Below are 24700 nucleotides of genomic sequence, written 5' to 3' on the forward strand. Positions count from 1 at the left end.
CCGGCCGGTTCACGCGCCCGTGCGCACCGCGCCTCCGGGACGTTAGCGGCCCGTTAGCCGATCACCAGCATCGCCCGGCACTGTGGTTCTCAGCGGGCCGCACGACGGGCCCCAGCAGAACCCACCACCCACCAAGGGGGACCACCATGTCGCGCCACACCGCTCTCCGCCACGGCCGCAAGGCCGCAGTCGCCGCCACGCTGCTCGCCGCCGCCCTGTCCCTGACAGCCTGCAACGACGGCAAGGCCGACGCTTCGAAGGCCGCACCGGCCGCCGCCGCGTCCGACACCTCCCAGCCGTCCGCGGCGGACGCCAAGGCCGACACCTCCCAGCCGTCCGCGGCGGACGCCAAGGCCGACACCCCCGCGGTCGACGGCAAGGCGGACAACGCCGGTTCGAGCGACAGCAAGGCTTCCGGCAAGCAGGCCGGCCGGCCCAACGCGGCGCCCTCAGCCGCTGGTTCCGGCGGCCGCTGCACCACCGCCCACATGACGGCCGGCTGGGGCTCCGACGGCGGCGGCGTGCCCGACATGAAGAGCGACCAGCAGCAGACCGCGGCCGTGTGGCTCAAGAACACCGGCAGCACCAGCTGCACCATCCAGGGCTTCCCCGGCTTCCAGATCAAGGGCAACGACGGCAGCACCTGGGACCTGAGCCGCTCCAACCAGGCGGCGACCGCCCGCACCCTCAAGCCCGGCGAGCACACCTCCTTCACCATCCGCCTGCTGGCCACCACCAGCAGCAGCGACAGGAAGGTCGAGCCCGGCATCGTCACGATCACGCCGCCCAACGAGAAGCAGCACTTCCAGCTGAAGTGGCCCTACGGCGGCGCCATCCTCGACCAGTCCGCCGCGACCCACCCCGGCACCTTCGTCAACCCCGTCAACGGCAGCTGAGCCGCCCACCCGGTCGAGCCGGCTGCCCTGACCGGCTCGGTCACCCGCTCTCCCCCGGAGCGCTCCCGCCGCCCGGACCGCTGCCTTCCGCCCACCGGAAGGCCGGTCCGGGCGCGGTCGTTGAGCTCTGCGGCCTGCCGCGGTAAGGACCACGGCGGCAGCGTTTGCGCAGGTGCGAGATGTGGGGCGAAGGACTCCGGTGCGGCACCGCGCCGGGCTGTTCTCCGCGTACGGCCTGCTTCTCACGGACTGCTGCCTCTCCACGTTGCGGGCGACGGCTCGTGGGCTTCGCTCAGGCCCGCAGGACCAGGTGCTGACCGGGGTAGATGTGGTCAGGGCCTTCGTGGAGCGACTTCTTGTTCAGCTCGTAGAGGGCCTGGGTGCCGCCGGAGATGTCGGCGCGCTGCGCGATGACGGAGAGGCAGTCGCCCGGCTGCACGACGTAGCTCTTGCCGGTGATCCGGCCGCCGGTCTGCCGGTGCACGGTGCCGCCCGACGTGCGGGGTGCGGTGCTCTGGTGGTGCTTGTGCACGTGGTGCTTGTGTACGTGGTGCTTGTGTACGTGCGGTGCCGGCGTGTGCTGGGCGGCCGGGGGTTCGTGCGTGGCGCTGCTGACGCCGTTCTCCTCGGCGCCCGTCGCGCCGAGGCGCCCGCAGTTGGGCCACGGTGCGAGGCCGCGGTCCCGGGCGATGCGCTCGCCGACCGCGATCTGCTGGGACTTCGACGCGAGGTCGGCGCGCGGCGCGTACCGCTTGCCGCCGTAGGCCCGCCAGGTGGAGGGGGCGATCTGGAGGCCGCCGTGGAAGCCGTTGCCGGTGTTGGTGTTCCATCGGCCGCCGCTCTCGCAGTGGGCGATGCGGTCCCAGTCGGTTCCGGCCGGTGCGGTGGACGGCTGGGCGGCCGGCGCGGTGTGCGGCGCTGCGGCCGCCGCGCTCCGGCCGCCGATGCCGAGGGCGCTCAGCAGGACCAGCAACACGGACAGGATCGTTTCGACTGACCGTTTGGCGAGAGGCGACGACATGAAGGTTCTCCTCCGTGCTCCGGCAATGCCGTGACGCGGTGCTCGCCACGGCCGGTGGGCAGACACATAGAAACGGGCAATATGCTTTTCAGGACGTCCGGTGAGCCCGAAATGCGCGTGTTTCACCCGGCTGGCCGCTGCGACGGCCCGCCGCATCCCGTACGCCGCCCACCACGGCACGGGCGCCCGCCCCGGCACCCGGAATCCCCGCACAGCCGGGTGCCCCACGCCACACCGCGAGCGTCGCCACCCCCGCCAACTCCCTTGCAATGAACGGAAGTTGACGCTCACCCTCTCCCCCCTCCCAAAACCTTCCGCACCCCCGCATCCGCCGCGCGATCCCCCGTCCCTCCAGAGCAGGTTCAGCCTTACGCGGGGGTGTGTTCGGCCGTCCGTGAGGGCGTGTTCGGTCTTCCGCGCGGGGCTCCGGTTGCGGCCCGGAGGATGGGCATCTCCTGTCCCGCGGCGCCGACGACCGGCACCATGGGCCCCACGCACCGCTCCGGCTCCCGCCACCCACCCGTCCAGCGCTTCGGAGGGCACCCACCGCATGCACCTCGGCATCGTCGCCCACAGCACGGAGGGCGCAGCGCTCTGCTTCCTCGGCTTCTGACAGGAGGGATTCCGCCGCACGGGCCCCGTCACACGCACCCCGACGTGACGCTCGACCACATCGCCTTCGGCGCCAGCACGGCCGCCTGGGACGCCGGCGATCACGCCGCGGCACGGGACACCCTGGCCATCAGCGCCCGGCGGCCGGCCGACGCCGAAGCGGACTTCTTCATCTGCCCCGACAGCACCGCGCACCTCGCCCTGGAGGTCCCCGGCACCGACCTCGCGCTCCCCGGCCTGCACATCGCCGAGATCGTCGCCGACGGCGCCGCCCGCGAGGGCCGCCGCCGCGTCGGCGTACTCGGCACGACGTACGTCATGGACAGCCCGCTCTACGCGCGCGCCCTCGGCGCACGCGGGATAGCCGCCGTGCTGCCGCCCCCGGAAAACCGCGGGACGGTCCACCGCATCATCTTCGACGAGCTGGTCAACGGCGAGTTCACCGCGGCATCCCGCCGCCGGTACCGCCGCGTCGTCGAGGACCTGGCCGCCCGCGGCTGCGACGCGGTGGCCCTCGCCTGCACGGAAATCCCCCTGCTGCTCACCCCCGACGTCTCCCCGCTCCCCACCCTCGACTCCACCCGTCTGCTCGCCCGGGCCGCCTTCGACACCGCCACCGGGCTCCGCCCCCTGCCCACGTGGCGGGGCGGGGCGGTCGGGGCGTGGGGCGGTAGGCCGCGCGCCGGGCGAGGGGGCCGGGGCGGGGCCGATGGATCACGTCCGTGGGCCGCAACGGCTCCATCGGCGCGGGGTTGTCACGCGCCGCCTGGTGCGTCGGCCGGTTCTGCCGCGGCTTCTGCCGCCGCCTCGTTCACTGCTGCGTCTGCCGGGTCTGTTGCGTCTGCTTGTTCTGCGCCTCGGAGCGCGGCTCCGGGCATGGCTGCCGTGTGACACGGACGGGCCGCGGGTGGTCCGGGGGGGACCATCGCGGCCGGTTCTTCCGTCAACTCCGGTGCGGCTGTGGAGAGTTGTGCTGCCGCGCGGCGCTCGATGGCGCCGCGCACTCGGCGTGCATGCGGGGGGGCGATGCGGCCCGGTTCCCCGTGGCGGGGCCGGCCGGCGGTCAGGTCGTACAGGCGTGGTGTTCGCGACTGCGGGCCGCGGGGATGGTCGCCGGACTGTCGTCCTCGTCGGCTGCGCCCTGCCGCGCGCCGTCGGCGGAGACGGTCGGCAGTGGCTCGACGCCGGTGGCCAGGCGGCTGCGCGAGGTGGGTGACGAGCCGTGGGCCTCGGCGCGGATCCGCTGCTTGATCGTGGGCGGCAGCTGTGGTCTGCCGTATGCGCGCATCGCCGGTACGAAGAGGCTGCCGGTGAAGGCGGATGCCGCCGGAGGGAAGGACACGGGGGTCTTGCGGGGCCCGGCCGGTGCGGCGGGTTCCGGGATGCCGCCGCGCCGTGCGGGTGCGGACTCCGGGGCACCCGGTCCCGGGTCGGGTGCGGCGGCCGGTGCGGCGGACGCCGGAACGGTCGCCGGGATGTACGGGGCCGAGCCGTGCAGCATGTCGCCGTAGAGCGCGGCCCGGCGGCAGGCAGCCGCTCCCGGTGCGGCGTAGCGGAACGTCGCCAGCAGCTTGCCGAGCACTGCAAGGCACACCGCCCAGAACTTCATGACCTTGGTCGCAGCCATGGCCCCTCGCTTTCCGTGAGTGGTTCCGGCGGCCGGGCCGCCGGAATCCGTGTCGGGTCTGTTGTGCTTTCTCATGATGAGTACGCAATGCGAGGATCCGCGGAGCGACGCCCCCGAAGAGCCGTTCTTCGGATGAACACCACCCGTACGCAGTAGTGGTGGCCTGCGGGGCACCGGGGCGGGCGCCGTGGAGGCAAGATTTCGGGGCGGGGTTCCGGGGCGCGGCACGGGTTTTGACCAGCCGTCAGGAACCGGCGCTCGGGCGGTTCAGTCCGCCGGGACGTCTCCCGCCGCCACCCCCGCCAGGATGCGTACGGCGTCCGCTTCCGGCGTTTCGGGCGGGATCACCAGCAGGTCCCAGCGGCCGATTCCGGCGGAGACCAGGCAGAGGGTGGGCGGGCCGGGCCGGTCGGGGATGCGGCGGAGGCGGACGACGTGACCCGCGACGGGGGTGAGGGTGGGCAACGGGGCCCACAGGGCGCCGTTCGCGGTGGCGTGGGTGATCCGCGGCCAGTCGAAGGGCAACGCGGGCAGCAGCTCGGGGAGTTCGGCGGCGAGGTCGGTGCGGTGCGGCCACCAGACCCCGTCGATGCGCCGGGGCACGCCGCTCGGTGGGGCGATGGCGAGCCGGGCCACGGGCGGCGGGGCCGGGTGGTGCGCAGGGGGCTGCCGGTGCCCGGGGGCGGTTCCTATGAGGGTGGTCATGGTGTGCTCCAGAGAGAGCCTAGGCGCGGTCGGCCCCGGCTCTGCGCGCCTCCAGACGGGCCGGGTCCGGCCACCGCACGTCCCGTACCCATCCGCAGCGTTCGAAGAAGCGAATGACGGCGGCGGACGGGTCGAGCTGGCCGCGGTCGACGCCGTGCCGGGCGCAGGTCGGGTCCGCGTGGTGCAGGTTGTGCCAGCTCTCGCCGAACGACAGCAGGGCCAGCGGCCAGAGGTTCGTCGCCCGGTCGTGCCTGCGGGTGCGGAACGGGCGCTCGCCGATCACGTGGCAGAGCGAGTTGACGCTCCAGGTGACGTGGTGCAGCAGCGCGATCCGCAGGAAGCCCGCCCACAGCAGGGCGGTCAGGCCGGTGACCCAGCTGCCGCCGATGGCCCAGCCCAGGAGGAACGGCAGTCCGAGGGTGACCAGGCAGAGCAGTGGGAACGCCCTGTCCACCGCGCGGATGCCGCGGTCGGCGAGCAGGTCGGGGGCGTAGCGCTCGTGCGAGGTCGGGTCGTTGCCGAAGAGCCAGCCGATGTGCGCGTGGGCCAGGCCGCGCAGCTGCCCGCGCAGGCCGGTGCCGTAGCGGTAGGGCGAGTGCGGGTCGCCGGGGCGGTCGGTGAAGGCGTGGTGCCTGCGGTGGGTGGCGACCCAGTCGATGACGTCGCCCTGGAAGCTCAGCGATCCGGCGACGGCGAGCGCGACGCGCAGCGCGGGGGTCGCGGTGTAGCTGCCGTGGGTGAGGCCGCGGTGGAAGCCGACGGTGACGCCGAGGCCCGAGACGATGTAGAAGACCGCGGCGATGACGAGGTCGGTGGTGCTCACCGCGCGTCCCCACAGCAGCCAGATGGCGAGGGCCAGGCCGATGAAGGGGACGACGACGATGATGCCGGTCACCGTGACGTACAGCCGCCGGCCTCCGTCGGGCGACTTCGCGGGGCCGTCGGGGAACGGCTGCGTCCCGTCGTACTCCTGCGGGGGCCGGCGGCCGGATCCCGGTGCGGGGGTCCGGGAAGCGGTGGTCGGGGGAAGGTCAGCCACGGCAACTCCACAGGTCGGGGTTCATCGTTGACTTCCCGGCCTGCGGGAGGAGGAGGGCGGCGGCGGGCCTGCCTCGTGCGCTCCGGGGTGGGCGGCGCCGCCGCGCGTCCCCTTGCGCATCCGGAGCCGGAAGGAGGGCATCAGGGAGGCGTACTTGTGCGTCGCGAGCCGGCCTGCCTGCTGGGCGTTGACCCGGACGATGAAGAGCGCTCCCAGCGCGACCAGGGCCAGCAGAACGACCACGGTCAACACGGTCTGCATACAGCTCACCTCACTCGGGCGGGACCGCAGGTGCTCGCGCGCCCGGTGTGCGCCGCTCCGGGGCCCGGCCGACATCCGTGCCGGCACGCGAAGGACTTCCGGTTTCTCCACCGTACTCCGGACTTATCGGCTATTGCCCAATTGTCCGGATGTTCCTGGCCAGGGCTTCTCCGCCCGGGGCTTCCGCCGGCCTCCGGGAGGCCTCCGGGAGGCTTCCGGGGAGCGCGGCCGCGAGTGCGGGTGACGGACCCCCGTCCCGCCCGTCGCCCTCTACAACACTGTAGATTTTACTGATAGATGACCTGCGCCAGCGACCCGAGCCGGCCGGACGACAAGGAGATTTCCATGGCCCTGTGGGACCGGATCAAGGATTCCGCACAGACGATGCAGACCCAGCTCGTCGCCAAGAAGAACGACCTCAAGAGCGGCGCCTTCCGGGACGCGAGCATGGCGATGTGCGCCCTGGTCGCCGCGGCCGACGGCTCGATCGACCCGTCCGAGCGCCGCCGGGTCGCCCAGCTCATCGCGAGCAACGAGGTGCTCCAGAACTTCGCCGCCGACGACCTCCAGCGCCGCTTCGACGGCTACCTGGACAAGCTGACCGCCGACTTCGACTTCGGCAAGGTCGCCGTGATGCAGGAGATCGGCAAGGTGAAGAAGAAGCCGGTCGAGGCGCGTGCGGTGATCCAGATCGGCATCGTCATCGGCGGCGCGGACGGCGACTTCGACAAGACGGAGCAGGCCGTGGTGCGCGAGGTGTGCTTCGCACTCGACATCGCGCCCACCGAGTTCGACCTCTGAAGTCGAACCCTGGGCCGAATCCGGAGGCCGATTTCTGAGTTCGGCCTCCGGGTCCGGCATCCGGAAAGGCGAAAGCGGCGGGGGAGGGGACGGCCGCCGCCCCTCCCCCGCCGCCGTGCCGTCGTCAGACGTTGACGCCGAAGTCGGCCGCGATGCCCGCGAGGCCGGAGGCGTATCCCTGGCCGACGGCGCGGAACTTCCACTCCGCGCCGTGCCGGTACAGCTCGCCGAAGACCATGGCGGTCTCGGTCGAGGCGTCCTCGCTCAGGTCGTAGCGGGCCAGCTCGGTGCCGTCGGCACGGTTGACGACGCGGATGAAGGCGTTGCGGACCTGGCCGAAACTCTGTCCCCTGCTCTCGGCGTCGTGGATGGAGACCGGGAAGACGATCTTCGCGATCTCGGCGGGCACGTCGGTCAGCGCGACGTTCAGGGACTCGTCGTCGCCCTCGCCCTCACCGGTCAGGTTGTCCCCGGTGTGCTGCACCGAGCCGTCGGGGCTGGTGAGGTTGTTGTAGAAGACGAAGTGCGCGTCCGATACGACCTTGCCCGCAGCGGAGCAGAGCAGGGCGCTCGCGTCCAGGTCGTAGTCCGCGCCCGTCGTCGTCCGTACGTCCCAGCCGAGGCCGACCGTGACCGCGGTCAGTCCGGGCGCTTCCTTCGACAGCGAGACGTTGCCGCCCTTGGCCAGCGAGACTCCCATGGCTTTCCTCCAGGTGTGCCGGTCTGTGGATGACGCGGTGCCGCACGCCGGCGGCCGCCGGTGCCTGCCGGGGCCGGCCGTCCGCCGCTGGGCCCCGCGTCTTGCTGCCGTGCACGCCGGTTCGCCGTCGGGCGGCCCGCCGGCGTGCGGCAGCTCAAAATCTACAGGACTGTAGAAGTTGGTGACGGGAAGCGGACCGGAAACCGCACACCTGACCGCGGGCATCCGGTCGCGCCGTAGGATGCCCCGGCGCCCCGCCCACGCGGGGGCGCCGGCACGAACGGGAGGCGGCGGCATGGGCGGGAAGCCCTTCGGGAGGGCGCTCGGCGATCCCTCCGCAGAACACTCCGGCGGGCACCACGACGGGTTCGGTCCCGGCCAGGAGCGCGCCCGCCGGCGCGGCCAGGGCGAGCTGGAGGCGCAGGTACTGGCCGCGCTGCACCGCGCCGCCGGCCCCGTGTCGGCCGCCTGGGTGCAGGAACGGCTCGGCGGCGACCTGGCGTACACGACGGTGATGACGATCCTCTCCCGGCTGCACGCCAAGAAGGCCGTCACCCGCGAGCGGTCGGGCCGCGCCTACCTGTGGACGCCGGCCGCCGACGAGGCCGGTCTCGCGGCGCTGCGGATGCGCCGGGTCCTGGACGGCGAACCGGACCGGGACGCCGTCCTGACCAGCTTCGTCTCGGCGCTCTCGGCCCACGACGAGCAGGTGCTGCGGGACCTGCTGGGCGGCGCGGCCGACGGGCCGCCCGAGGACGGCACGCGAGCGGGCGGCTCCCGGGAGGGCAGGCCGGGAGCCGGCCCCCGGCGCCCGGGGAACGTCGGCGGGCACTGACCGGTGGGCCTCTTCGTCTTCCTCCCCCTGGTGCTGCCGCTCACCGCGCTGCCGATCGCCCGGCTCACCGAACAGCACCTCCACCCGCGCGCCACCACCCGCCTGCTGACCCTGCTCGCCGTCGTACTCGGGCTGTGCAGCACGCTCTGCCTCGGGCTGCTGATGGTCGTCGGCACCGCCCAGCTGCCGGGCAATCCGCTGCCGGACGCCTGGTCGGACCCGGAGGTGCGGGCCGCCGTGCCGTACGCGGAGATCGCCGGCAGCACCGCCGTCGCCGCGCTGGCCGCCGCGTTCGCGGCGTGCTCCGGCGCACTCCGCAGGCACCGCAGGATCCGCGCCCGCGCCCATCACGCACTGGCCGCGCTGCCGCCGCGCAGCGACCCCGCGATCCTCCCGGACGAGGACCCGTACGCCTACGCCGTCCCCGCGGCGCCCGGCCGGCCCGGCCGGGTCGTGGTCTCGCGCGGGATGCTGCGCAGCCTGGACGACAACGAGCAGCGGGCGCTGTTCGCCCACGAGCGCGCGCATCTGACCTGCCGCCACCACCGTTACCTGCTCGCCGTGCGGCTGGCCGGCTGCCTCAACCCCCTGCTGCTGCCGCTCCGCTCGGCGGTCACCTTCAGCACCGAACGCTGGGCGGACGAGGAGGCCGCGCACGTCGTCGGGGACCGGCTGCTGACCGCGCGGGCCGTCGGCCGGGCGGCGCTGATCGGGCGGGCGGCGCCGTATCCGGAGCTGGCGCACTTCGCCGCGACGGAGGCGGGCCCGGTGCCGCGCCGGGTGGCGGCGCTGCTGGCGCCCGTGCCGCCGGCCCGCAGCTGGCCGCCGGCGCTGACCCCGGCCGGGATCGCCGCGCTGTTCGCCGCCGCGGGCACCGCCGCGTCGGCGCTCGCCTCGCTCAACTCGGTGGTGGCGCTGTTCCTCATCCTGAAGGCCGCCACGCCTCTGTGAGGCGGGCCGCTCCGGGCGGGGTGGTGCGTAACGCGCGTACTGGCCGCCCCGCCCGTCCCCGGCCGTGCCATCCTCTGGGCGTAACTCCCTTGCAGGGAACGGAGATCGGCACGACAGCGGGAACCCGGCCCCGGACGCGCTCGTTGAGCGCCGTATGTGATGCCCTGCCCGAAAGGCGCGCACCCTGTGACCTGTCGCACATCAGCCAACTTCTACAAAGCTGTAGATATTGCCGGTAAGGTGGTCACCCACACAGGCACAACAGGCGTGGGCGGAGGGGGAGATGGCGACACGGTGCGAACTCCCCGGCTGCGACTGCCTGCCTCCGGAGGCGGAGGTGCAGTGGGTCTACCAGCCCGTGGAGGTCCGGTACCCGGACGGACACTGGCGGTTGGGCCGGATCAGCGCCTGGTGGACGGACGAGACCGGCGAACTGTGGTGCCGACTGCGCACGACCCCGGGCGACTGTGGCCCGCGCTGGTTCCGCTACGACCCCGAAGCGATCCGCACCCTCCCCACCACCGGCATCTGACCCGCCCGCTGCCGTCGCCTCCCGACCGCACGGCCGCCGGCGCCGTTCCTCCCCCGACGCATCCGCAGGACGAGAAGGGCCACCGGCGTGCATGACAGGCAGACGACCCGACGCGCCACGCCGCGCGGCACCGTCCCGTCCCCCCGCGACGACGCGGCCGGACGCGGCACCCGCTCGGCCGCCCCCGCCACCCGCCGCAAGTCCGCGGGCCGCGGCAGGCGCAGGAGTGCCGACGGCGCATCGGGCAAGGCCCGGATGACCCGCCGCGGCCGCATCCTCGCCTGGACCGGCGCGGTCCTGGGCCTCGTCATCCTCGGCACGGCCGGCGTCGGCGCCTGGGTGTACCAGCACCTCGACGGCAACATCCACGGCGTGGACGTCGGGCTCGACGGCGACCGGCCCGCCAACCTCAGCCCCGGCTCCAAGAACATCCTGGTGGTCGGCTCCGACAGCCGCGCGGGCGACAACGCCAAGTACGGCAAGGGCCTGACCACCATGCAGTCGGACACCCTGATGGTGGTGCACATCTCGGCCGACCGTAAGTGGGCCACCGCGCTGTCCTTCCCGCGCGACTCCTGGGTGCAGATCCCCGCCTGCGAGCGCGGCAGCGGCAGCCGGTCCACCCCGCACCACTTCAAGATCAACGAAGCGTTCTCGATCGGCGGCGACAGCGGCGACATCGGCAAGGCCGCGGCCTGCACGATCAAGACCGTCGAGAAGAGCACCGGGCTGCGCATCGACCACTTCACCTCGGTCGACTTCCAGGGCTTCAAGGGCATGGTCAACGCGCTGGGCGGCATAGAGGTCTGCCCGAAGCAGGCCATCCACGACAAGAAGGCGCACCTCGACCTCGACGCCGGCTGCCAGACCGTCAAGGACGAGAAGGCACTCGGCTACGTCCGCACCCGCTACAGCGTCGGCGACGGCTCCGACCTCGGCCGCATCGGCCGCCAGCAGGAGTTCATGAAGGCCATCGCCACCAAGGCCCAGTCCAAGCTGACCAGCCCCGGCGACCTCTACGGCTTCCTGGACTCGGCCACCAAGTCGATCACCACCGACCGCGACCTGGAAGGACTCAAGCCGCTCTACGACCTCGCGGCGACCGTCAAGGACATCCCCACCGACCGGCTCACGTTCCTGACCGTCCCCAACTACCCGCGCGAGGCCGACATCCCCACCGACAAGGCCAACGTGATCTGGCAATACCCGCAGGCCGGCGACCTGTTCAGCGATCTCGCGCACGACCGGGAGGTCGGCGAGGCCGGCAAGAAGAAGCTGGCCGAGGCCGCCAAGTCCCCCATCACGGCGCACTCCGTACGGGTCCGCGTCCTCAACGGCACCGGCACCCCGGGCCACGCGGCCACCGCCGCCGCCCGGCTCCGCGCCCTCGGCTTCACGGTCACCACCACCGGCAACGGCCCGACGACGGACACCACCGCCATCACCTACCCCGCGGGCCTCAAGACCCAGGGCGAAATCCTGGCCGCCCGCCTGTCCGGCACCAAGGCCACGCAGTCCGCGGACGCGACACCGGGCGAAGTGACCCTGACGGTCGGTCCTGACTTCTCCGCCACGGACAGCTGACGCCCCGGGGCGCCCACCGGGCCGCCCGTGACGTCAACCCACCGTGCCGTACTTGCGTTGAAGGGCACTCGAAGCTCTAGCGTCGGCTCCCACGAGCGATCGAAGGGACCACCATGCGGTACACGCTGTTCGGCAGGACCGGCCTGCGGGTGAGTGAACTCAGCCTGGGCACCATGACGTTCGGCGACCCCGAGGGCCGTGGCGCCGACAAGGAGACCAGCGCCCGCCTCGTCGACGCGTACGCGGACGCGGGCGGCAACTTCATCGACACGGCCAACAACTACACCGGCGGCAACGCCGAGACCCTCGTCGGGGAGCTGCTCGACGGCCGGCGGGACAGCTTCGTGCTCGCCACGAAGTACACCTGCGCGACCCGCAAGGGCGATCCCAACGCGGCGGGCAGCCACCGCAAGAACCTCGTCCAGTCCCTGGAGGCCAGCCTGCGGCGGCTGCGCACCGACCACGTCGACATCCTCTGGGTGCACGCACGGGACCACTTCACCCCGGTCGATGAGGTGATGCGGGCGCTGGACGACGTCGTCCGCGCGGGCAAGGTGCTCTACATCGGGGTGTCCGACTGGCCGGCCTGGGAGATCGCCCAGGCGAACACCCTCGCCGGCCTCCGCGGCTGGACGTCGTTCGCCGGCTCACAGCTGCGCTACAGCCTCCTGGAGCGCACGCCGGAGCGCGAACTGCTCCCGCAGGCCCGCGCGTTCGACCAGGCCGTCCTCGCCTGGGCACCACTGGCGGCCGGCAAGCTGACGGGCAAGTACCGACGCGGCGAGCGCGGCCGGCTGACCGGCGACATCCAGGACAACCGGCCGGACGGCACCGATGACGTGGTCCTCACCGCCGTCCTGGACATCGCCGAACAGGGCGGCTGGAGCCCCGCGCAGGTGGCCCTGGCCTGGCTGCGCTCCCGCCCCGGCACCGTCATCCCCCTGATCGGCGCCACCAAGGAATCCCAGCTCGCCGACAACCTCGGCAGCGTCGACGTGACCCTCGACGCGGACACCCTCGCCCGCCTCGACGCCGCGAGCGAGATCTCCCTCGGCTTCCCGCACGCCTTCCTGCGCGAGCCCCGCGTCACGGAGAACGTCTACGGCGACCGCTGGGCCGACATCGAGGACCGGAGCGCGACGTACCGGCGGACGGTGCGGGGGGTCGAGTAGGCAGTGCGGGACAACTCACCTTTCCCGACGGCGAGTTGACGAGTTCGGCAAAGCTCCTGGCCGCCTCGCCCGGCGGCCGTCCCAGCCGTCCGTGCGGCGGCCTAGCCGTCGCCGTCCGCAGCGACCATGGGCGCACCGAACCCGTCCCGCCGCCCGCTCCGGCCCGCGCACGTCGGACCCGACCGCACGGCCAGGCGCAGGAACCGGACGGGCTGCGCCGTCCACTCCACCCACGTCGCTCCGCAGCTGAGGGCCAGCCCGCAGGGCACCCCCAGATGCAGGGCAACCATGGCGTCCGCCCGCTCCGTCGCATCCAACGTGCCGATCACCCGCTGCTGTTCGGCCTCGGGCAGTCCGGCGGCCATCTCCTCCGCGTCGGCCACGATGTGGAGCACGGCGAACACCGGACTGTCCGTGACCACAGACGCCCACGAGGCGACCGAGTCGGCCTCGTGGGACCGGTACACGTACCGCTCGCACCAGAAGCCGTGGACGACGAGGCCGTCCGATGCCGTCGTCACGCCGCGCTCCACACCGCCACCTCCGCCCGCCCCTTCCGGGGATGAGGCGCCCCCACCCGCAGGGCCGCCCGCTCCGGCCTGGCCAGGCACGTATACGTCCACCCGCCCTCGTCCACCGCCCGCACCAGGACCGGAACCCCGGCCACCAGCGCCTCCGTCGCCCACCGCTGCTCGGCCGGATCCGCCAGCCACGCCTGCACCGTCCCGTCGTACGGGGCGCCCAACTGCTGCGCCACCTGTTCCGCCCGCCGACGCACCCAGCTCAGGGCCCCTCCCGGCGAGTACGCCACCGATCCACCGAGCCCGATCTCGCCACCTTCCGGGCACCGGGCCATGGCACGCACCCGATAGGTGACCAGTTCCGGCCTCTTCACGGGAGCCGCCGACGCGATCAACGACGCCCCAACTCCCCTTCCTCGACGGCAATTTCGACCCACACGGTCTTTCCGATGACGTGCCGTTCGACGCCCCAGCCATCCGCCAAGACGTCCACCAGCATCAAGCCACGCCCACATTCCTCGTCCTCCTCGACCTGCCTGTTGACCACGGGCTGCTCCGCACTCGCGTCCTGCACCTCCAGCCGCAACCGGCCGTCCGCCAGCGCGAACCGGACGCCGACCAGCGGTATGACGGCGTCCCGCGCCTTCACTGCATTGGTCACCAACTCGGACACCAACAGCTCCGCCGTATCTGCCACTTCCGCCCCGACACGCCATTCCCGAAGCCGACGCCGCAGCGTCTTACGGGCCCGAGCGACGCTTCGGGCATCGACCGGTAAGCGGCAGGAGAGGGAGGGGAGTTGGGGTGAAGGTGCGGGTCGGGCGCGTGTGGACATGGCCACCACCTTGGGAGCGCGACTGAGGGCCCCCGCCACACCACCGAAGGCCGGTGAGTGAGCGAGGCGACACCTAACGTGGCACCGGCCACAGTCTCGGCGCAACAAGATCTGGAGAATTAATTCCCCAGAGTGACATCCCCTTCCAGGTTGCAGGGCGAAGTTGCGGCACCGCAGACTGTGCGCAGCGCTCATGGAAGGGCAGAAGTGACGACTCAACAGGCAAGCGCCGTGCGGAAATCCACCGTCCTGGGCAGGAAGCTGGGCGGAGAGCTGCTGAAGCTCCGCGTTGCACAAGGTCTGACTCAGCCCCAGGCGGCAAAGCACCTGACGGCCACGCAAACCAAGGTCGCCAAAATAGAGCGCGGTGCCGTGCCCGTACGTGACCCGGACCTTCACGCGCTCTGTGATCTGTACGGCCTGGAACGTGTCGGTCCGGCAAGGGACCGACTGCTGGCCCTCGCGAAGGCGGACCGCGAACGCCGCCGCGCAAAAGGCTGGTGGGAGGAGTACACAGATCTCGGTGACCTGCTGGAGTACATCCAGCTTGAGGCCGGGGCATCCCGGATTCGCACCTTCCAGAACCAACTGGTCCCGGGTCTCCTGCAGACACCCGAGTACGCCCGTGCCGTAGTTGTCGCCGATGACGTTTGGGAGGACCCGGACGAGGTCGACCGGTTCGTGTCGGCGCGGATCGACAGGCAGGCGCGGCTCACGGAGGACAAGCCCCTGGAACTGTGGGCGGTCCTCTCCGAAGCCGTCCTACGACAGCAGGTCGGCGGGCCAACGGTAATGCGCGGGCAACTGGAACGTCTCGTTGAGGCATCCACCATGCCCAACGTCAAGCTTCAGGTATGGCCGTTCGAGGCTGCGGCGCACGCGTCGATGAGCGGCCCGTTCGTGATCGTGGGCTTCGAGGAACCGGCCGCATTGGACGTTATCCATGTGGAGACTGCCGGCTCCAGGCTGTGGCTGGAGCGTGAGGATGATGCGAACAGGCACCGAGGGCTGTTCGATAGCGTGCGCAGGCAAGCCTTGTCCCCCGACGACACCCGCGCCCGACTGGCCAGCTTCATCAAGGAGTACCGGTGACTGCATTCGAGTTTCACAAGTCCAGCTACAGCGGTTCCCAAGGGGAGTGCGTAGAGGTCGCCCGGAACGTTCCCGGAACTACGGCCGTGCGCGACAGCAAGAACCCGGAAGGCCCCCAACTCGCTTTCACCGGCGCTGCCTGGACCTCGTTCGTCCGGACGCTGAAACGCGACGACGCCACGGTCATCTGAGCTGCCGACGGCAGAGGGAGCCCCCGGTCCGATGGGCCGGGGGCTCCCGTCACTTCGGCAGCCGTTCCCTCCGCCCGTCTCTGGCTACGGTCGCCCGATCACGTCGCGCGGGTCGTCCAGCCACACCCGCTGTCCGTCCCCGTCCGCCGACAGGCCGAACCGGGACCGCTCCGGCTTCCCGAGTTCGTGCCACCGCAGAAACTGCTCTCGCACCTCGTCCCAGAGAGTGCGGGGCCCGTACTGCTCCACCTCGTACGGCTCCCTGCCGGGGACGTATTCCACGGTCGCCCATGACCGCCCGTCGTCGGCGAAGAACCACAGCGTCGCTTCGCCGCTGCTGTCGTCCGCCTCGTACCAGCGGTACCAGGCGTCGGAGACCCGCAGGCTGGTGAAGAAGGCCGGGGCATCCTGGATGACGTTCTGCGGCGGGATATCCGCCGTGGTCGTCTCGCCCCGCTCCCCCCGGTAGAGATCCGCGATGCGCCCGGCCCCGGCCCGCCGGGTGCGGTCCCACATGAAGGCCGGATAGCCGGAGAACTTGCCCTGAGCCTCGCCGCCCTCCACATCCAGCGTGGCGTAGGAGCCGCTGAAGAAGCTGCTGCCCCATGGGGTGACGATCCGCCCCTCGGGACATTGCTCCAGCCAGGACTGCGGCACGTATCGCATGGTGCAGGTACAGATGATGCGGTCGTACGGCGCTCCCCCCGGGTACCCGTCGTGCGCGGCGCCGAGGACGGCCGTCGGGCGGAAACCGGCGCGCTTCAGGTTCGCCACAGCGGTGGACAGGACCGCCGCGTCGAGTTCCACGCTGGCCACCTGCTCTTCACCCAGCCGATGGCACAGCCAGGCGGCGTTGTATCCCGTGCCGGTGCCGATCTCCAGCACCCGGTGCCCTTCCCGTACGTCGAGCAGACCGAGCATTTCCAGCATGATCGACGGCATGGAGGAGGACGAGGTGGAAAGCCTGAACTCCCCTTCGGGCGTCGCTCTCCCGTCGTTGACCTGCGTGACAAGAGGGGAGTCCGCGTAGACCGCCTGCAGCCAGCCCTCGGTATCGGTGGAAAAAACCTGCCCCTCGCACACCTCCGGGATGAACAGTGCGCGGTCCACCGAGGCCACCGCCTCCTGCCAGTCAGGCAGCAATACCCCCTTGCTCTGCAGCGTTTCGACGAGCCACTGGTGCGTCGCCATCGGCCTCACTTCTTCGGAGGCTCGTAAGGCTTGGTCGGCCCCGGCGGCCTGTCGCGGTGACCGTCGCTGTCGGATGTATCGGGCCTGCCGGAGTGGCCTCCGCCCTTCTTGCCCATGGGTGCCTCGCTTCCTGTCGATCACGGGTATGGAGTGGCGGATCGAAGCCGCGGCACGGGCAACTGCTCCCGCGGCCTTCGGGGACTCCACCGACCACCTTGCTGCGAACGACGCTATGCAGGCGGGGAGTTGGCAGTCCACGATGTTGCACATTGTTGCGGGGCAATCACCCGAGAGCGTCCCTGGCCCTGCTGATCAGGGCACGGGCGGCAGTGCCGTGCACGGCCATCTTGCCGAGTTGGTGGAAGGCCCGTCGGTACAGCTCCACCTCGCTCGGTGTCGTCACGGTGACCTTGGCGGCCAGCAGCTCGACGTGGACCCGCTCGTCATCGAACATCGTGAAGGTCTCCGGCCCCCACAGAACACGGGGAGCGGACCGCGGAATGATCCCCAGGGAGACGGCGGGGTAGGACATGACGGTGAGCAGATGGCCGAGCTGGCCGGCCATGACGGAGTCGTCGCCCACACGTTGGAAGAGCACGTCTTCCTCGACCAGCATGGCGAAGCGGTGACGTCCGTCGCGAATGATGTGCGACCGGTCTGCGCGAGCTGCCGCGGCCTCGCCGACGTCATCGGGCAGCTTGCGGAAGGTCGCGATGAGGGAAAGAAGAGCCCGCGCACAGTCCTCCGTCTGGAGAAGGCCGGGCACGACCCTGGAGCAGTACGCACGGAACAATGTGGTCTTTGCGTACAGAGGGATGCTGGCCTGCTGAAGCCTGCGCAGCCCCGTGCGCTCCCTGCGCTGCCACTCGACATACATCGAGTCGGCCGAGCGGGACGCGGCGATGAGGTCGGCCGCTTGGTCCTCAGCGCCACAGGCCGCGCACCAAGCTTGGAGATCGGCATCGGATGGGGTGGTCTTCACGGCCTCGATGCGCGAAGTCTTCGTCTTGTGCCAGCCGCAGAGATCGGCCAGGGCCTGCATCGTCAGGCCGGCGTCGCAACGGATTTCCTTCAGCCGGGCAGATACGGACTCACGAGCTGCCTGGGCGCCGGGGAACGGAGACGGTGGCATCGGCGGGATGGCGAAGAAGGAGGCGTCAGACGGCGTACGTCTCGTGCGGAACGGCCCGCTCCCACACGGCCTCGAACGAGGACGCGAAGGATGTGAGGAGCGTCGGATCCGTGGTGAACTCGTCGGCCACGAGCGAGCCGTCCCCCGCGAAATGGTGGATCCGCGCCAACCGGCCGTCGAAGAGCCAGTAGTCATTGCCGGGGAGCGCCAGATCCGACGTCAGACGCCGGGGCAGCCACCGGACCTGTTCGCCGGCGCTGATGTTGGCCGGCGTGATGTGGTGCTCCCATCGGATGTACTCCGAGGCAGGCTCGCTCACGATGCGGGCCCGACGGATCGACACCCCGCGCGCCACGGCTTCGGCGATCCGGTCATGGAACGGACGCCACCATGCCGCCCGATCGTCCCAGTCGATCCGCTCGCCACGCCGCCACGCGGCGAACCGCTCGTTGTCGCCGTAGTCGTCGCGCATCTCCAGGTGGACCGCCGAGCGGCCCGTATCCCTGATGACCTCAGCGAAGCTCGGCTGAGCGTTCTGCGGCATCGCATGCCTTCCTGATCTGCGGCACCATGCGGGCCGGCACGCGAATGACGGCCTCGGTGTCAGGGATCGGACCGGATTTCAGGCACTTCTCCTGTGTCCCGTGGTCCGCCTTCCACCCTTGGATGACGAGATCGGCGTTCTCGTCATCCACCCAGACCGTCGGGCAGTGGTCCTCGTCCGTGTCGGGATCCTTGCCGAAGAACCGCAGGGACATGGAGGGCTGCCTTTCCCTCGATGACCATCAGTAATGGCCTGCGGCACGACCCTTGTCCACGAGCCAGGCTCCGTCAAGAGGACAGGTATCGCCGGGCGGAGCCAGGGCCGCAGCCCCGGCCACGCCGGAGGGAGGCCCGCTCTCAGCCCTCCCCCTCCAAGTCCCCCTCCGTCTCCAGGAAAGCCTCGCGGAGGGCGGCCAGGGTGTCCGCGTCCGGCTTTTCCCACATGCCGCGGGATTCGGCTTCGAGGAGGCGTTCGGCGATGCCGTGGAGGGCCCAGGGGTTGGCTTCCTGGAGGAAGGTGCGGTTTTCCGGGTCGAGGACGTAGGTCTGGGCGAGCTTGTCGTACATCCAGTCGGCGACGACGCCGGTGGTGGCGTCGTAGCCGAAGAGGTAGTCGACGGTGGCGGCGAGTTCGAAGGCGCCCTTGTAGCCGTGGCGGCGCATCGCCTCGATCCAACGGGGGTTGACGACGCGGGCGCGGAAGACCCGGGAGGTCTCCTCGACGAGGGAGCGGGTGCGGACCGTCTCGGGGCGGGTGGAGTCGCCGATGTACGCCTCGGGGGCCTTGCCCTTGAGCGCCTTCACCGTGGCGACCATGCCGCCGTGGTACTGGAAGTAGTCGTCGGAGTCCGCGATGTCGTGTTCGCGGGTGTCGGTGTTCTTGGCGGCGACGGCGATGCGCTTGTAGGCGGTTTCCATCTCGTCGCGGGCCGGGCGGCCTTCGAGGCCGCGGCCGTAGGCGTAACCGCCCCAGACGGTGTAGACCTCGGCGAGGTCGGCGTCGGTGCGCCAGTCGCGGGAGTCGATGAGCTGGAGCAGGCCCGCGCCGTACGTGCCGGGGCGGGAGCCGAAGATGCGGGTGGTGGCGCGGCGTTCGTCGCCGTGGGCGGCGAGGTCGGCCTGGGCGTGGGCGCGGATGTAGTTCTCGGAAGCCGGCTCGTCCAGCCCTGCCGCGAGCCGTACGGCATCGTCCAGGAGGCCGATGACGTGCGGGAACGCGTCGCGGAAGAAGCCGGAGATGCGGAGCGTGACGTCGATGCGGGGGCGGCCCAGCTCGGCGGACGGGATGGCTTCCAGGCCGGTGACGCGGCGTGAGGCGTCGTCCCAGACCGGGCGGACGCCCAGCAGCGCGAGGGCTTCGGCGACGTCGTCGCCCGAGGTGCGCATGGCGCTGGTGCCCCAGAGCGAGAGGCCGACGGAGGTGGGCCAGTCGCCGTTGTCGGTGCGGTAGCGCTCCAGGAGGGAGTCGGCCAGGGCCTGGCCGGTCTCCCAGGCGAGGCGGGACGGGACCGCCTTCGGGTCGACGGAGTAGAAGTTGCGGCCGGTCGGCAGGACGTTGACCAGGCCGCGCAGGGGGGATCCCGAGGGGCCCGCGGGGACGAAGCCGCCGTTGAGCGCGTGGACGGCGTGGGTGATCTCGTCGGTGGTGCCCGCCAGGCGGGGGACGACCTCGTGGGCCGCGAAGGTGAGGATGGCGGTGACCGCTTCCCGCTGCGCGGGCGGCAGTTCGGCGGTGACGCGCGCGGCCGCGGCCGGATCCCAGGCGGCGTCCTCCATCGCCTGGACGAGGGCGCGGGCGCGCTCCTCGGTGTCGTCGGCGGCGGTGCGGGTGGCCGCGGACTCGTCGAGGCCGAGGGCCTCACGCAGTCCTGGCAGGGCCGAGGTGCCGCCCCAGATCTGGCGGGCGCGGAGGATGGCGAGGACGAGGTTGACGCGGGCCGGGCCGGTGGGGGCGCCGCCCAGGACGTGCAGGCCGTCGCGGATCTGGGCGTCCTTGACCTCGCACAGCCAGCCGTCGACGTGCAGCAGGAAGTCGTCGAAGCCGTCGTCGTCCGGGCGGGCTTCGAGGCCGAGGTCGTGGTCGAGCTTGGCGGCCTGGATGAGGGTCCAGATCTGCGCGCGGATGGCGGGCAGCTTGGCCGGGTCCATGGCGGAGATCGCGGCGTACTCGTCGAGGAGTTGTTCCAGGCGGGCGATGTCGCCGTACGACTCCGCGCGCGCCATGGGCGGGACGAGGTGGTCGACGAGGGTGGCGTGGACGCGGCGCTTGGCCTGGGTGCCCTCGCCCGGGTCGTTGACCAGGAAGGGGTAGATGAGGGGGAGGTCGCCGAGTGCGGCGTCGGGGCCGCAGGCGGCGGACAGGCCGGCGTTCTTGCCGGGCAGCCACTCCAGGTTGCCGTGCTTGCCCAGGTGGACCATCGCGTCGGCGCCGAAGCCGCCGTCGTCGGCGGACGCGGCGATCCAGCGGTAGGCCGCCAAGTAGTGGTGCGAGGGCGGCAGATCGGGGTCGTGGTAGATCGCGATCGGGTTCTCGCCGAAGCCGCGCGGCGGCTGGATGAGGACGAGGAGATTGCCGCGGCGCAGGGCGGCCAGGACGATGTCGCCCTCGGGGTCGCGGCCCGGCTCGGCGGCATGGCTGCGGTCCAGGAACATCTCGCCGGGCGGCGGGCCCCAGTGCTGCTCGACGGACTCGCGCAGTTCCTGCGGGAGCGTGGCGTACCAGCGCTTGTAGTCGGCGGCCGGGATGCGGACGGGGTTGCGGGCCAGCTGCTCTTCGGTGAGCCATTCCTGGTCGTGGCCGCCGGCCTCGATCAGGGCGTAGATCAGCTCGTCGCCGTCGCCCGATGCCAGGCCGGGGACCTCTTCGGTGCCGAAGTCGTAGCCCTCGTCGCGCAGCCGGCGCAGCAGGGCGACGGCGGATGCCGGGGTGTCCAGACCGACGGCGTTGCCGATGCGGGAGTGCTTGGTGGGGTACGCGGACAGGACCAGCGCGAGGCGCTTGTCGGCGGCCGGGATGTGGCGCAGGCGGGCGTGGCGGACCGCGATGCCGGCGACCCGGGCGGCACGCTCGGGGTCGGCCGCGTAGGTCGGCAGGCCGTCCTCGTCGATCTCCTTGAAGGAGAACGGGACGGTGATCAGGCGGCCGTCGAACTCGGGGACCGCGATCTGGGTGGCGGCGTCGAGCGGGGACAGGCCCTCGTCGTTCTCCTCCCAGGCGGCGCGGGTGCCGGTCAGGCACAGGGCCTGGAGGATCGGAACGTCCAGACCGGCCAGCGCGCCCGCGTCCCAGGACTCGTCGTCGCCGCCCGCGGATGCCTCGGCGGGCTTGGTGCCGCCGGCGGCCAGGACGGTGGTGACGATGGCGTCGGCCGGGCGCAGCGCGTCGATCAGCTCGGGCTCGGGCGCCCGCAGCGAGGCGACGAAGAGCGGCAGCGGGCGGCCGCCGGCCTGCTCGATCTGCGCGCACAGGGCGTCGACGAAGCCGGTGTTGCCGCTCATGTGGTGGGCGCGGTAGTAGAGCACCGCGACCAGCGGGCCCTCGATGTCCGTACGGGCGGCGGGCCGCTCCAGCGCTCCCCAGGACGGGGCGGGCTCCGGAGGCTCGAAGCCGTGGCCGGTCAGCAGGACCGTGTCGGAGAGGAAGCGGGCGAGGCGGCCGAGGTTGGCGGGGCCGCCGTGCGCGAGGTAGGCGTGCGCCTCGGCCGCGATGCCGACCGGGACCGTGGACGCCTCCATGAGCTGCGCGTCGGGGGCCTGTTCGCCGGTGAGGACGACGACCGGGCGGTGCTGGCCTGCGGCGAGCAGCACCTCCAGGCCCTCTTCCCAGGCGCGGATGCCACCGAGGAGACGCACGACGACGAGGTCGACGCCTTCCAGGAGCGCGGGCAGCTCACCGACGTCGAGACGGGCGGGGTTGGCGAGCCGGAACGGCACGGGACCGGTGGCAGCGCGGGCGCTGAGCAGGTCGGTGTCGGATGTCGACAGCAGCAGAAGCATGCGAGCGCAGGGCCTTCCTCGGGGTGTCCGCGCCCCGGGTGGGTCGTAGAGACGGCAGGAGTTCCTGGCTCGCCCGGAGGATGTCCGGGTTCACAGTGGCGGGACCGCGCCGGATTCTCACCGGGCTTCCTCCCTGGCGCCGTCGCCGGCGTTCGGTGGGTCGGCTGACTCACCGACCTGCATAGTAAGGGCTCCGTCCCGGACGCGGGAGGCCGCATCCGAACCGGCCGTCCGCCCCCTCCCCTGGCGGCCCGGCTCACGACCTGGCGCTCACCCGACGTCGGTATGCTCGCCGCCATGCCGCCCTCCCCCTCCGCCCGGCCTCCCGGGGCCAAGACGCCGCTGCGCGAGCGCGGTGACGCCTGCCCGGGAGCGCTGCGGCTGCATCCGGCGGCGGACGGGGCGCTGGCCCGAGTCCGGGTACCGGCCGGGGACTTGACGGTGCGTCAGGCGGTGGCTCTCGCGGACGCGGCCGAGCGGCTCGGGGACGGCCGGATCTCCCTCACCTCGCGCGGCAACGTCGAACTGCGCGGCCTGTCCGACGGCTGCGGCCAGGAGCTGGCCGCGCTGCTGTCCGGCGCCGGACTGCTGCCCTCCGCCCGGCACGAACGCGTCCGCAACATCCTCGCCTCACCGCTCGCGGGCCTCGACCGCCGCACCCCCGCTGACGTGCGGCGCTGGGCCGGGGAGCTGGACGAGCTGCTGTGCGCGAGCGACGTCGCGCCACAGCTGTCAGGCCGTTTCCTCTTCGTTCTGGACGACGGCAGGGGCGATGTGGCGGCGCTCGGCGGCGATGTGACCTTGGTCGCAGAAGCCGCGGAACCTACCGGGGCGACCGGCGGTGGCGCGCTGCTCTTCCTGGGCGCACCTGACGGCTTCCGGGACGCCGCGGACGGCGGTCCGGCTGCGCTGCGGATCGCGGGCCCCGACGTGCCGCGGGCCGCGCTCGCCGCGGCCGGGCACTTCCTGGCGGCGGCGGACGGCACCGGCGCCTGGCGGGTCCGCGACCTTCCGGCGGACCGGATGCCCGGGGTCCGCGACACCGGCGAGCGGCTGCGGGCGGCCGGCATCGCCGCCGCGTACGTGCCGCCCGGTGACGTGCCCGCGTACCGGGAGGCACCGTCGTACGGGGAGGCCACCGCGCCCGGCATCGTCGAGGGCTCCGGCGGCGCGGCGCTCAGCGTGCTGGCGCCGCTGGGCCGGCTGACCTGCGCCCAGTGGCGGCTGCTGACCGAGGCGGCGGCCGCGGACGGCGACGGCACGCTGCGCCTGACCCCGTGGCGCGGCGTGGTCGTGCCCGGGGCGGCGCCCGCCACCGCCGCGCGTCGGCTGCCAGGGCTGGCCGCCGCCGGACTGGTCACCGACCCCGCGTCCCCCTGGCACCGGACCGGCGCCTGCACCGGCCGCCCCGGCTGCGCCAAGTCCCTGACGGACGTACGGGCGGACGCGGCCGGAGCCGTCGCGGCCGATACCGCCGGATCCGCCGGGCGGCTGCCCGTGCAGTGGTCCGGCTGCGCGCGCCGTTGCGGCCACCCGCACGGCTCCTGGATCGACGTCCTGGCCACCGACGACGGCTACCAGGTCTCCGTCGTACGGCCCGGGGCACCACCGGAGCCGGTCGCGTCCGGCGCCACCGCGCGGCAGGCGGCCGACGCCGTCGCCGCCGCCAGGGCCGCCGCACCCCAGGCGCCGTCCGGCACCTGACCTGGCCCACCCACCGTTTGCCACCAACCCACCACCGACCCACCACACCGAGGGCACCGTGTTCGACTACGAGAAGGACGGGGCGGCGATCTACCGCCAGTCCTTTGCCACCATCCGCGCCGAGGCGGACCTCGCGGGCCTGCCCGCCGACGTCAGCCGGGTCGCGGTCCGGATGATCCACGCCTGCGGCATGGTCGACCTCGTACCCGACCTCGCCTACACGCCAGGCGTGGTGGCGAGCGCGCGCGCGGCGCTGCGCGCCGGTGCGCCGATCCTGTGCGACGCCAACATGGTCGCCAGCGGCATCACCCGCAAGCGCCTCCCGGCGGACAACGAGGTGCTGTGCACCCTCGCCGACCCGGCGGTGCCCGCGCTCGCCGCCGAGCTGGGCACCACCCGCAGCGCCGCGGCGATGGAGCTGTGGCGGGAGAAGCTGGACGGCGCGGTGGTCGCCATCGGGAACGCGCCCACCGCGCTGTTCCGCCTGCTGGAAATGATCGAGGAGGGCGCACCGCGCCCGGCAGCGGTCGTCGGCATTCCCGTCGGCTTCATCGGCGCGGCCGAGTCCAAGGACGCGCTTGCCGCCCATCCGTCGAAGCTGGACCACATCGTGGTGCGCGGGCGGCGCGGCGGCAGCGCCATGACCGCGGCCGCGGTCAACGCCATGGCGAGCGAGGAAGAATAAGTGAGCGAGCAGCAGCCCGACGGGCAGTCCGACGGCGTGCACGAGGAGCGGCCTGCGGGCCGCCTGTACGGCGT

The 24700-nt window shown here is 72.3% G+C and carries 26 protein-coding genes and 1 riboswitch; of the genes, 12 read left to right on the forward strand and 14 right to left on the reverse strand.

Annotated elements, in window-relative coordinates:
- Window positions 1-146 precede the first annotated feature (146 nt).
- Complete coding sequence (locus LIU39_RS14675) at window positions 147-896, forward strand: DUF4232 domain-containing protein (protein WP_227047138.1); 750 nt, start codon at window positions 147-149, stop codon at window positions 894-896.
- Between the two features lie 292 nt (window positions 897-1188).
- Here LIU39_RS14675 and LIU39_RS14680 read toward each other — a convergent pair whose 3' ends face one another.
- On the reverse strand, window positions 1189-1917 hold the full coding sequence (locus LIU39_RS14680) for a LysM peptidoglycan-binding domain-containing protein (protein WP_227047139.1): 729 nt from the start codon (window positions 1915-1917) through the stop codon (window positions 1189-1191).
- A 657-nt stretch (window positions 1918-2574) separates the two neighbouring features.
- On the opposite strand from LIU39_RS14680, the gene LIU39_RS14685 reads away from it, so the two are divergent.
- Window positions 2575-3420, forward strand: a complete 846-nt coding sequence (locus LIU39_RS14685) for an aspartate/glutamate racemase family protein (RefSeq protein ID WP_308409382.1) — start codon at window positions 2575-2577, stop codon at window positions 3418-3420.
- 172 nt (window positions 3421-3592) lie between these two features.
- Here the strand turns inward: LIU39_RS14685 and LIU39_RS14690 are convergent, their stop codons facing one another.
- The 4 genes from LIU39_RS14690 to LIU39_RS14705 all read right to left on the reverse strand — a co-directional run bounded on the left by LIU39_RS14690 (window position 3593) and on the right by LIU39_RS14705 (window position 6161).
- Complete coding sequence (locus LIU39_RS14690; RefSeq protein WP_227047141.1) at window positions 3593-4156, reverse strand: DUF6344 domain-containing protein; 564 nt, start codon at window positions 4154-4156, stop codon at window positions 3593-3595.
- Between the two features lie 267 nt (window positions 4157-4423).
- Window positions 4424-4861: a DUF5994 family protein gene (locus LIU39_RS14695; protein ID WP_227047142.1), complete on the reverse strand. Its 438-nt coding sequence runs from the start codon at window positions 4859-4861 to the stop codon at window positions 4424-4426.
- Between the two features lie 19 nt (window positions 4862-4880).
- Window positions 4881-5900 (reverse strand): acyl-CoA desaturase, encoded by a 1020-nt coding sequence (locus LIU39_RS14700; RefSeq protein ID WP_227047143.1) that lies wholly within the window; start codon window positions 5898-5900, stop codon window positions 4881-4883.
- Window positions 5901-5921: 21 nt separating this feature from the next.
- Complete coding sequence (locus LIU39_RS14705) at window positions 5922-6161, reverse strand: hypothetical protein (protein WP_227047144.1); 240 nt, start codon at window positions 6159-6161, stop codon at window positions 5922-5924.
- Window positions 6162-6506: 345 nt separating this feature from the next.
- Here LIU39_RS14705 and LIU39_RS14710 point away from each other — a divergent pair, with 345 nt between their 5' ends.
- Window positions 6507-6962, forward strand: coding sequence for a tellurite resistance TerB family protein (locus tag LIU39_RS14710; protein ID WP_227047194.1), 456 nt, complete (start codon window positions 6507-6509; stop codon window positions 6960-6962).
- Between the two features lie 124 nt (window positions 6963-7086).
- Here LIU39_RS14710 and LIU39_RS14715 read toward each other — a convergent pair whose 3' ends face one another.
- A complete protein-coding gene (locus LIU39_RS14715) occupies window positions 7087-7662 on the reverse strand; it encodes a TerD family protein (protein WP_227047145.1) in 576 nt (191 codons plus the stop codon).
- A gap of 295 nt (window positions 7663-7957) precedes the next feature.
- Here LIU39_RS14715 and LIU39_RS14720 point away from each other — a divergent pair, with 295 nt between their 5' ends.
- The 5 genes from LIU39_RS14720 (at window position 7958) to LIU39_RS14740 (ending at window position 12736) form a co-directional block, all read left to right on the forward strand.
- Complete coding sequence (locus tag LIU39_RS14720; RefSeq protein WP_227047146.1) at window positions 7958-8497, forward strand: BlaI/MecI/CopY family transcriptional regulator; 540 nt, start codon at window positions 7958-7960, stop codon at window positions 8495-8497.
- Window positions 8498-8500: 3 nt separating this feature from the next.
- Window positions 8501-9448, forward strand: a complete 948-nt coding sequence (locus LIU39_RS14725; protein WP_227047147.1) for a M56 family metallopeptidase — start codon at window positions 8501-8503, stop codon at window positions 9446-9448.
- 283 nt (window positions 9449-9731) lie between these two features.
- The gene (locus tag LIU39_RS14730; RefSeq protein WP_227047148.1) at window positions 9732-9980 is read left to right on the forward strand and encodes a hypothetical protein; all 249 of its coding nucleotides are present in this window, start codon (window positions 9732-9734) and stop codon (window positions 9978-9980) included.
- 255 nt (window positions 9981-10235) lie between these two features.
- Window positions 10236-11564: an LCP family protein gene (locus LIU39_RS14735; RefSeq protein WP_227047195.1), complete on the forward strand. Its 1329-nt coding sequence runs from the start codon at window positions 10236-10238 to the stop codon at window positions 11562-11564.
- A 113-nt stretch (window positions 11565-11677) separates the two neighbouring features.
- The gene (locus LIU39_RS14740) at window positions 11678-12736 is read left to right on the forward strand and encodes an aldo/keto reductase (protein WP_227047149.1); all 1059 of its coding nucleotides are present in this window, start codon (window positions 11678-11680) and stop codon (window positions 12734-12736) included.
- Window positions 12737-12837: 101 nt separating this feature from the next.
- On the opposite strand, the gene LIU39_RS14745 is transcribed toward LIU39_RS14740, so the two are convergent.
- From LIU39_RS14745 to LIU39_RS14755, 3 genes are read right to left on the reverse strand one after another with little or no spacing between them, the layout of a single operon-like run.
- The gene (locus LIU39_RS14745; RefSeq protein WP_227047196.1) at window positions 12838-13257 is read right to left on the reverse strand and encodes a hypothetical protein; all 420 of its coding nucleotides are present in this window, start codon (window positions 13255-13257) and stop codon (window positions 12838-12840) included.
- Window positions 13254-13592, reverse strand: coding sequence for a hypothetical protein (locus LIU39_RS14750; protein WP_227047199.1), 339 nt, complete (start codon window positions 13590-13592; stop codon window positions 13254-13256). Before LIU39_RS14750 ends, LIU39_RS14745 begins: the two co-directional genes overlap by 4 nt.
- Window positions 13593-13648: 56 nt before the next feature.
- Complete coding sequence (locus LIU39_RS14755) at window positions 13649-14287, reverse strand: ATP-binding protein (protein WP_308409383.1); 639 nt, start codon at window positions 14285-14287, stop codon at window positions 13649-13651.
- Window positions 14288-14299: 12 nt separating this feature from the next.
- Here LIU39_RS14755 and LIU39_RS14760 point away from each other — a divergent pair, with 12 nt between their 5' ends.
- The gene (locus LIU39_RS14760; protein ID WP_227047151.1) at window positions 14300-15184 is read left to right on the forward strand and encodes a helix-turn-helix domain-containing protein; all 885 of its coding nucleotides are present in this window, start codon (window positions 14300-14302) and stop codon (window positions 15182-15184) included.
- Entirely contained in the window at window positions 15181-15375 is a 195-nt protein-coding gene (locus LIU39_RS14765; RefSeq protein WP_227047152.1) for a DUF397 domain-containing protein, read from the forward strand. Before LIU39_RS14760 ends, LIU39_RS14765 begins: the two co-directional genes overlap by 4 nt.
- 84 nt (window positions 15376-15459) lie before the next feature.
- On the opposite strand, the gene LIU39_RS14770 is transcribed toward LIU39_RS14765, so the two are convergent.
- The 5 genes from LIU39_RS14770 to cobN form a co-directional block, all read right to left on the reverse strand.
- Window positions 15460-16566 carry a methyltransferase domain-containing protein gene (locus LIU39_RS14770; protein WP_227047153.1) on the reverse strand — a complete coding sequence of 369 codons (1107 nt, stop codon included), beginning with the start codon at window positions 16564-16566 and terminating at the stop codon, window positions 15460-15462.
- Between the two features lie 283 nt (window positions 16567-16849).
- A complete protein-coding gene (locus LIU39_RS14775; RefSeq protein WP_227047154.1) occupies window positions 16850-17698 on the reverse strand; it encodes a helix-turn-helix domain-containing protein in 849 nt (282 codons plus the stop codon).
- A 25-nt stretch (window positions 17699-17723) separates the two neighbouring features.
- Window positions 17724-18242 (reverse strand): DUF6879 family protein, encoded by a 519-nt coding sequence (locus tag LIU39_RS14780; RefSeq protein ID WP_227047155.1) that lies wholly within the window; start codon window positions 18240-18242, stop codon window positions 17724-17726.
- Entirely contained in the window at window positions 18211-18456 is a 246-nt protein-coding gene (locus LIU39_RS14785; RefSeq protein ID WP_227047156.1) for a hypothetical protein, read from the reverse strand. Before LIU39_RS14785 ends, LIU39_RS14780 begins: the two co-directional genes overlap by 32 nt.
- Window positions 18457-18598: 142 nt before the next feature.
- Window positions 18599-22237 (reverse strand): cobaltochelatase subunit CobN, encoded by a 3639-nt coding sequence (cobN, locus tag LIU39_RS14790; RefSeq protein WP_227047157.1) that lies wholly within the window; start codon window positions 22235-22237, stop codon window positions 18599-18601.
- 36 nt (window positions 22238-22273) lie between these two features.
- Window positions 22274-22421: riboswitch (cobalamin riboswitch) on the reverse strand.
- 113 nt (window positions 22422-22534) lie between these two features.
- Here cobN and cobG point away from each other — a divergent pair.
- Window positions 22535-23941 (forward strand): precorrin-3B synthase, encoded by a 1407-nt coding sequence (gene cobG, locus LIU39_RS14795; protein ID WP_372463872.1) that lies wholly within the window; start codon window positions 22535-22537, stop codon window positions 23939-23941.
- A 58-nt stretch (window positions 23942-23999) separates the two neighbouring features.
- Entirely contained in the window at window positions 24000-24626 is a 627-nt protein-coding gene (locus tag LIU39_RS14800) for a precorrin-8X methylmutase (protein ID WP_227047159.1), read from the forward strand.
- The last annotated feature ends 74 nt before the right edge of the window (window positions 24627-24700 follow it).

Source organism: Streptomyces pinistramenti, from assembly GCF_020564935.1.
GTDB lineage: Bacteria > Actinomycetota > Actinomycetes > Streptomycetales > Streptomycetaceae > Streptomyces > Streptomyces pinistramenti.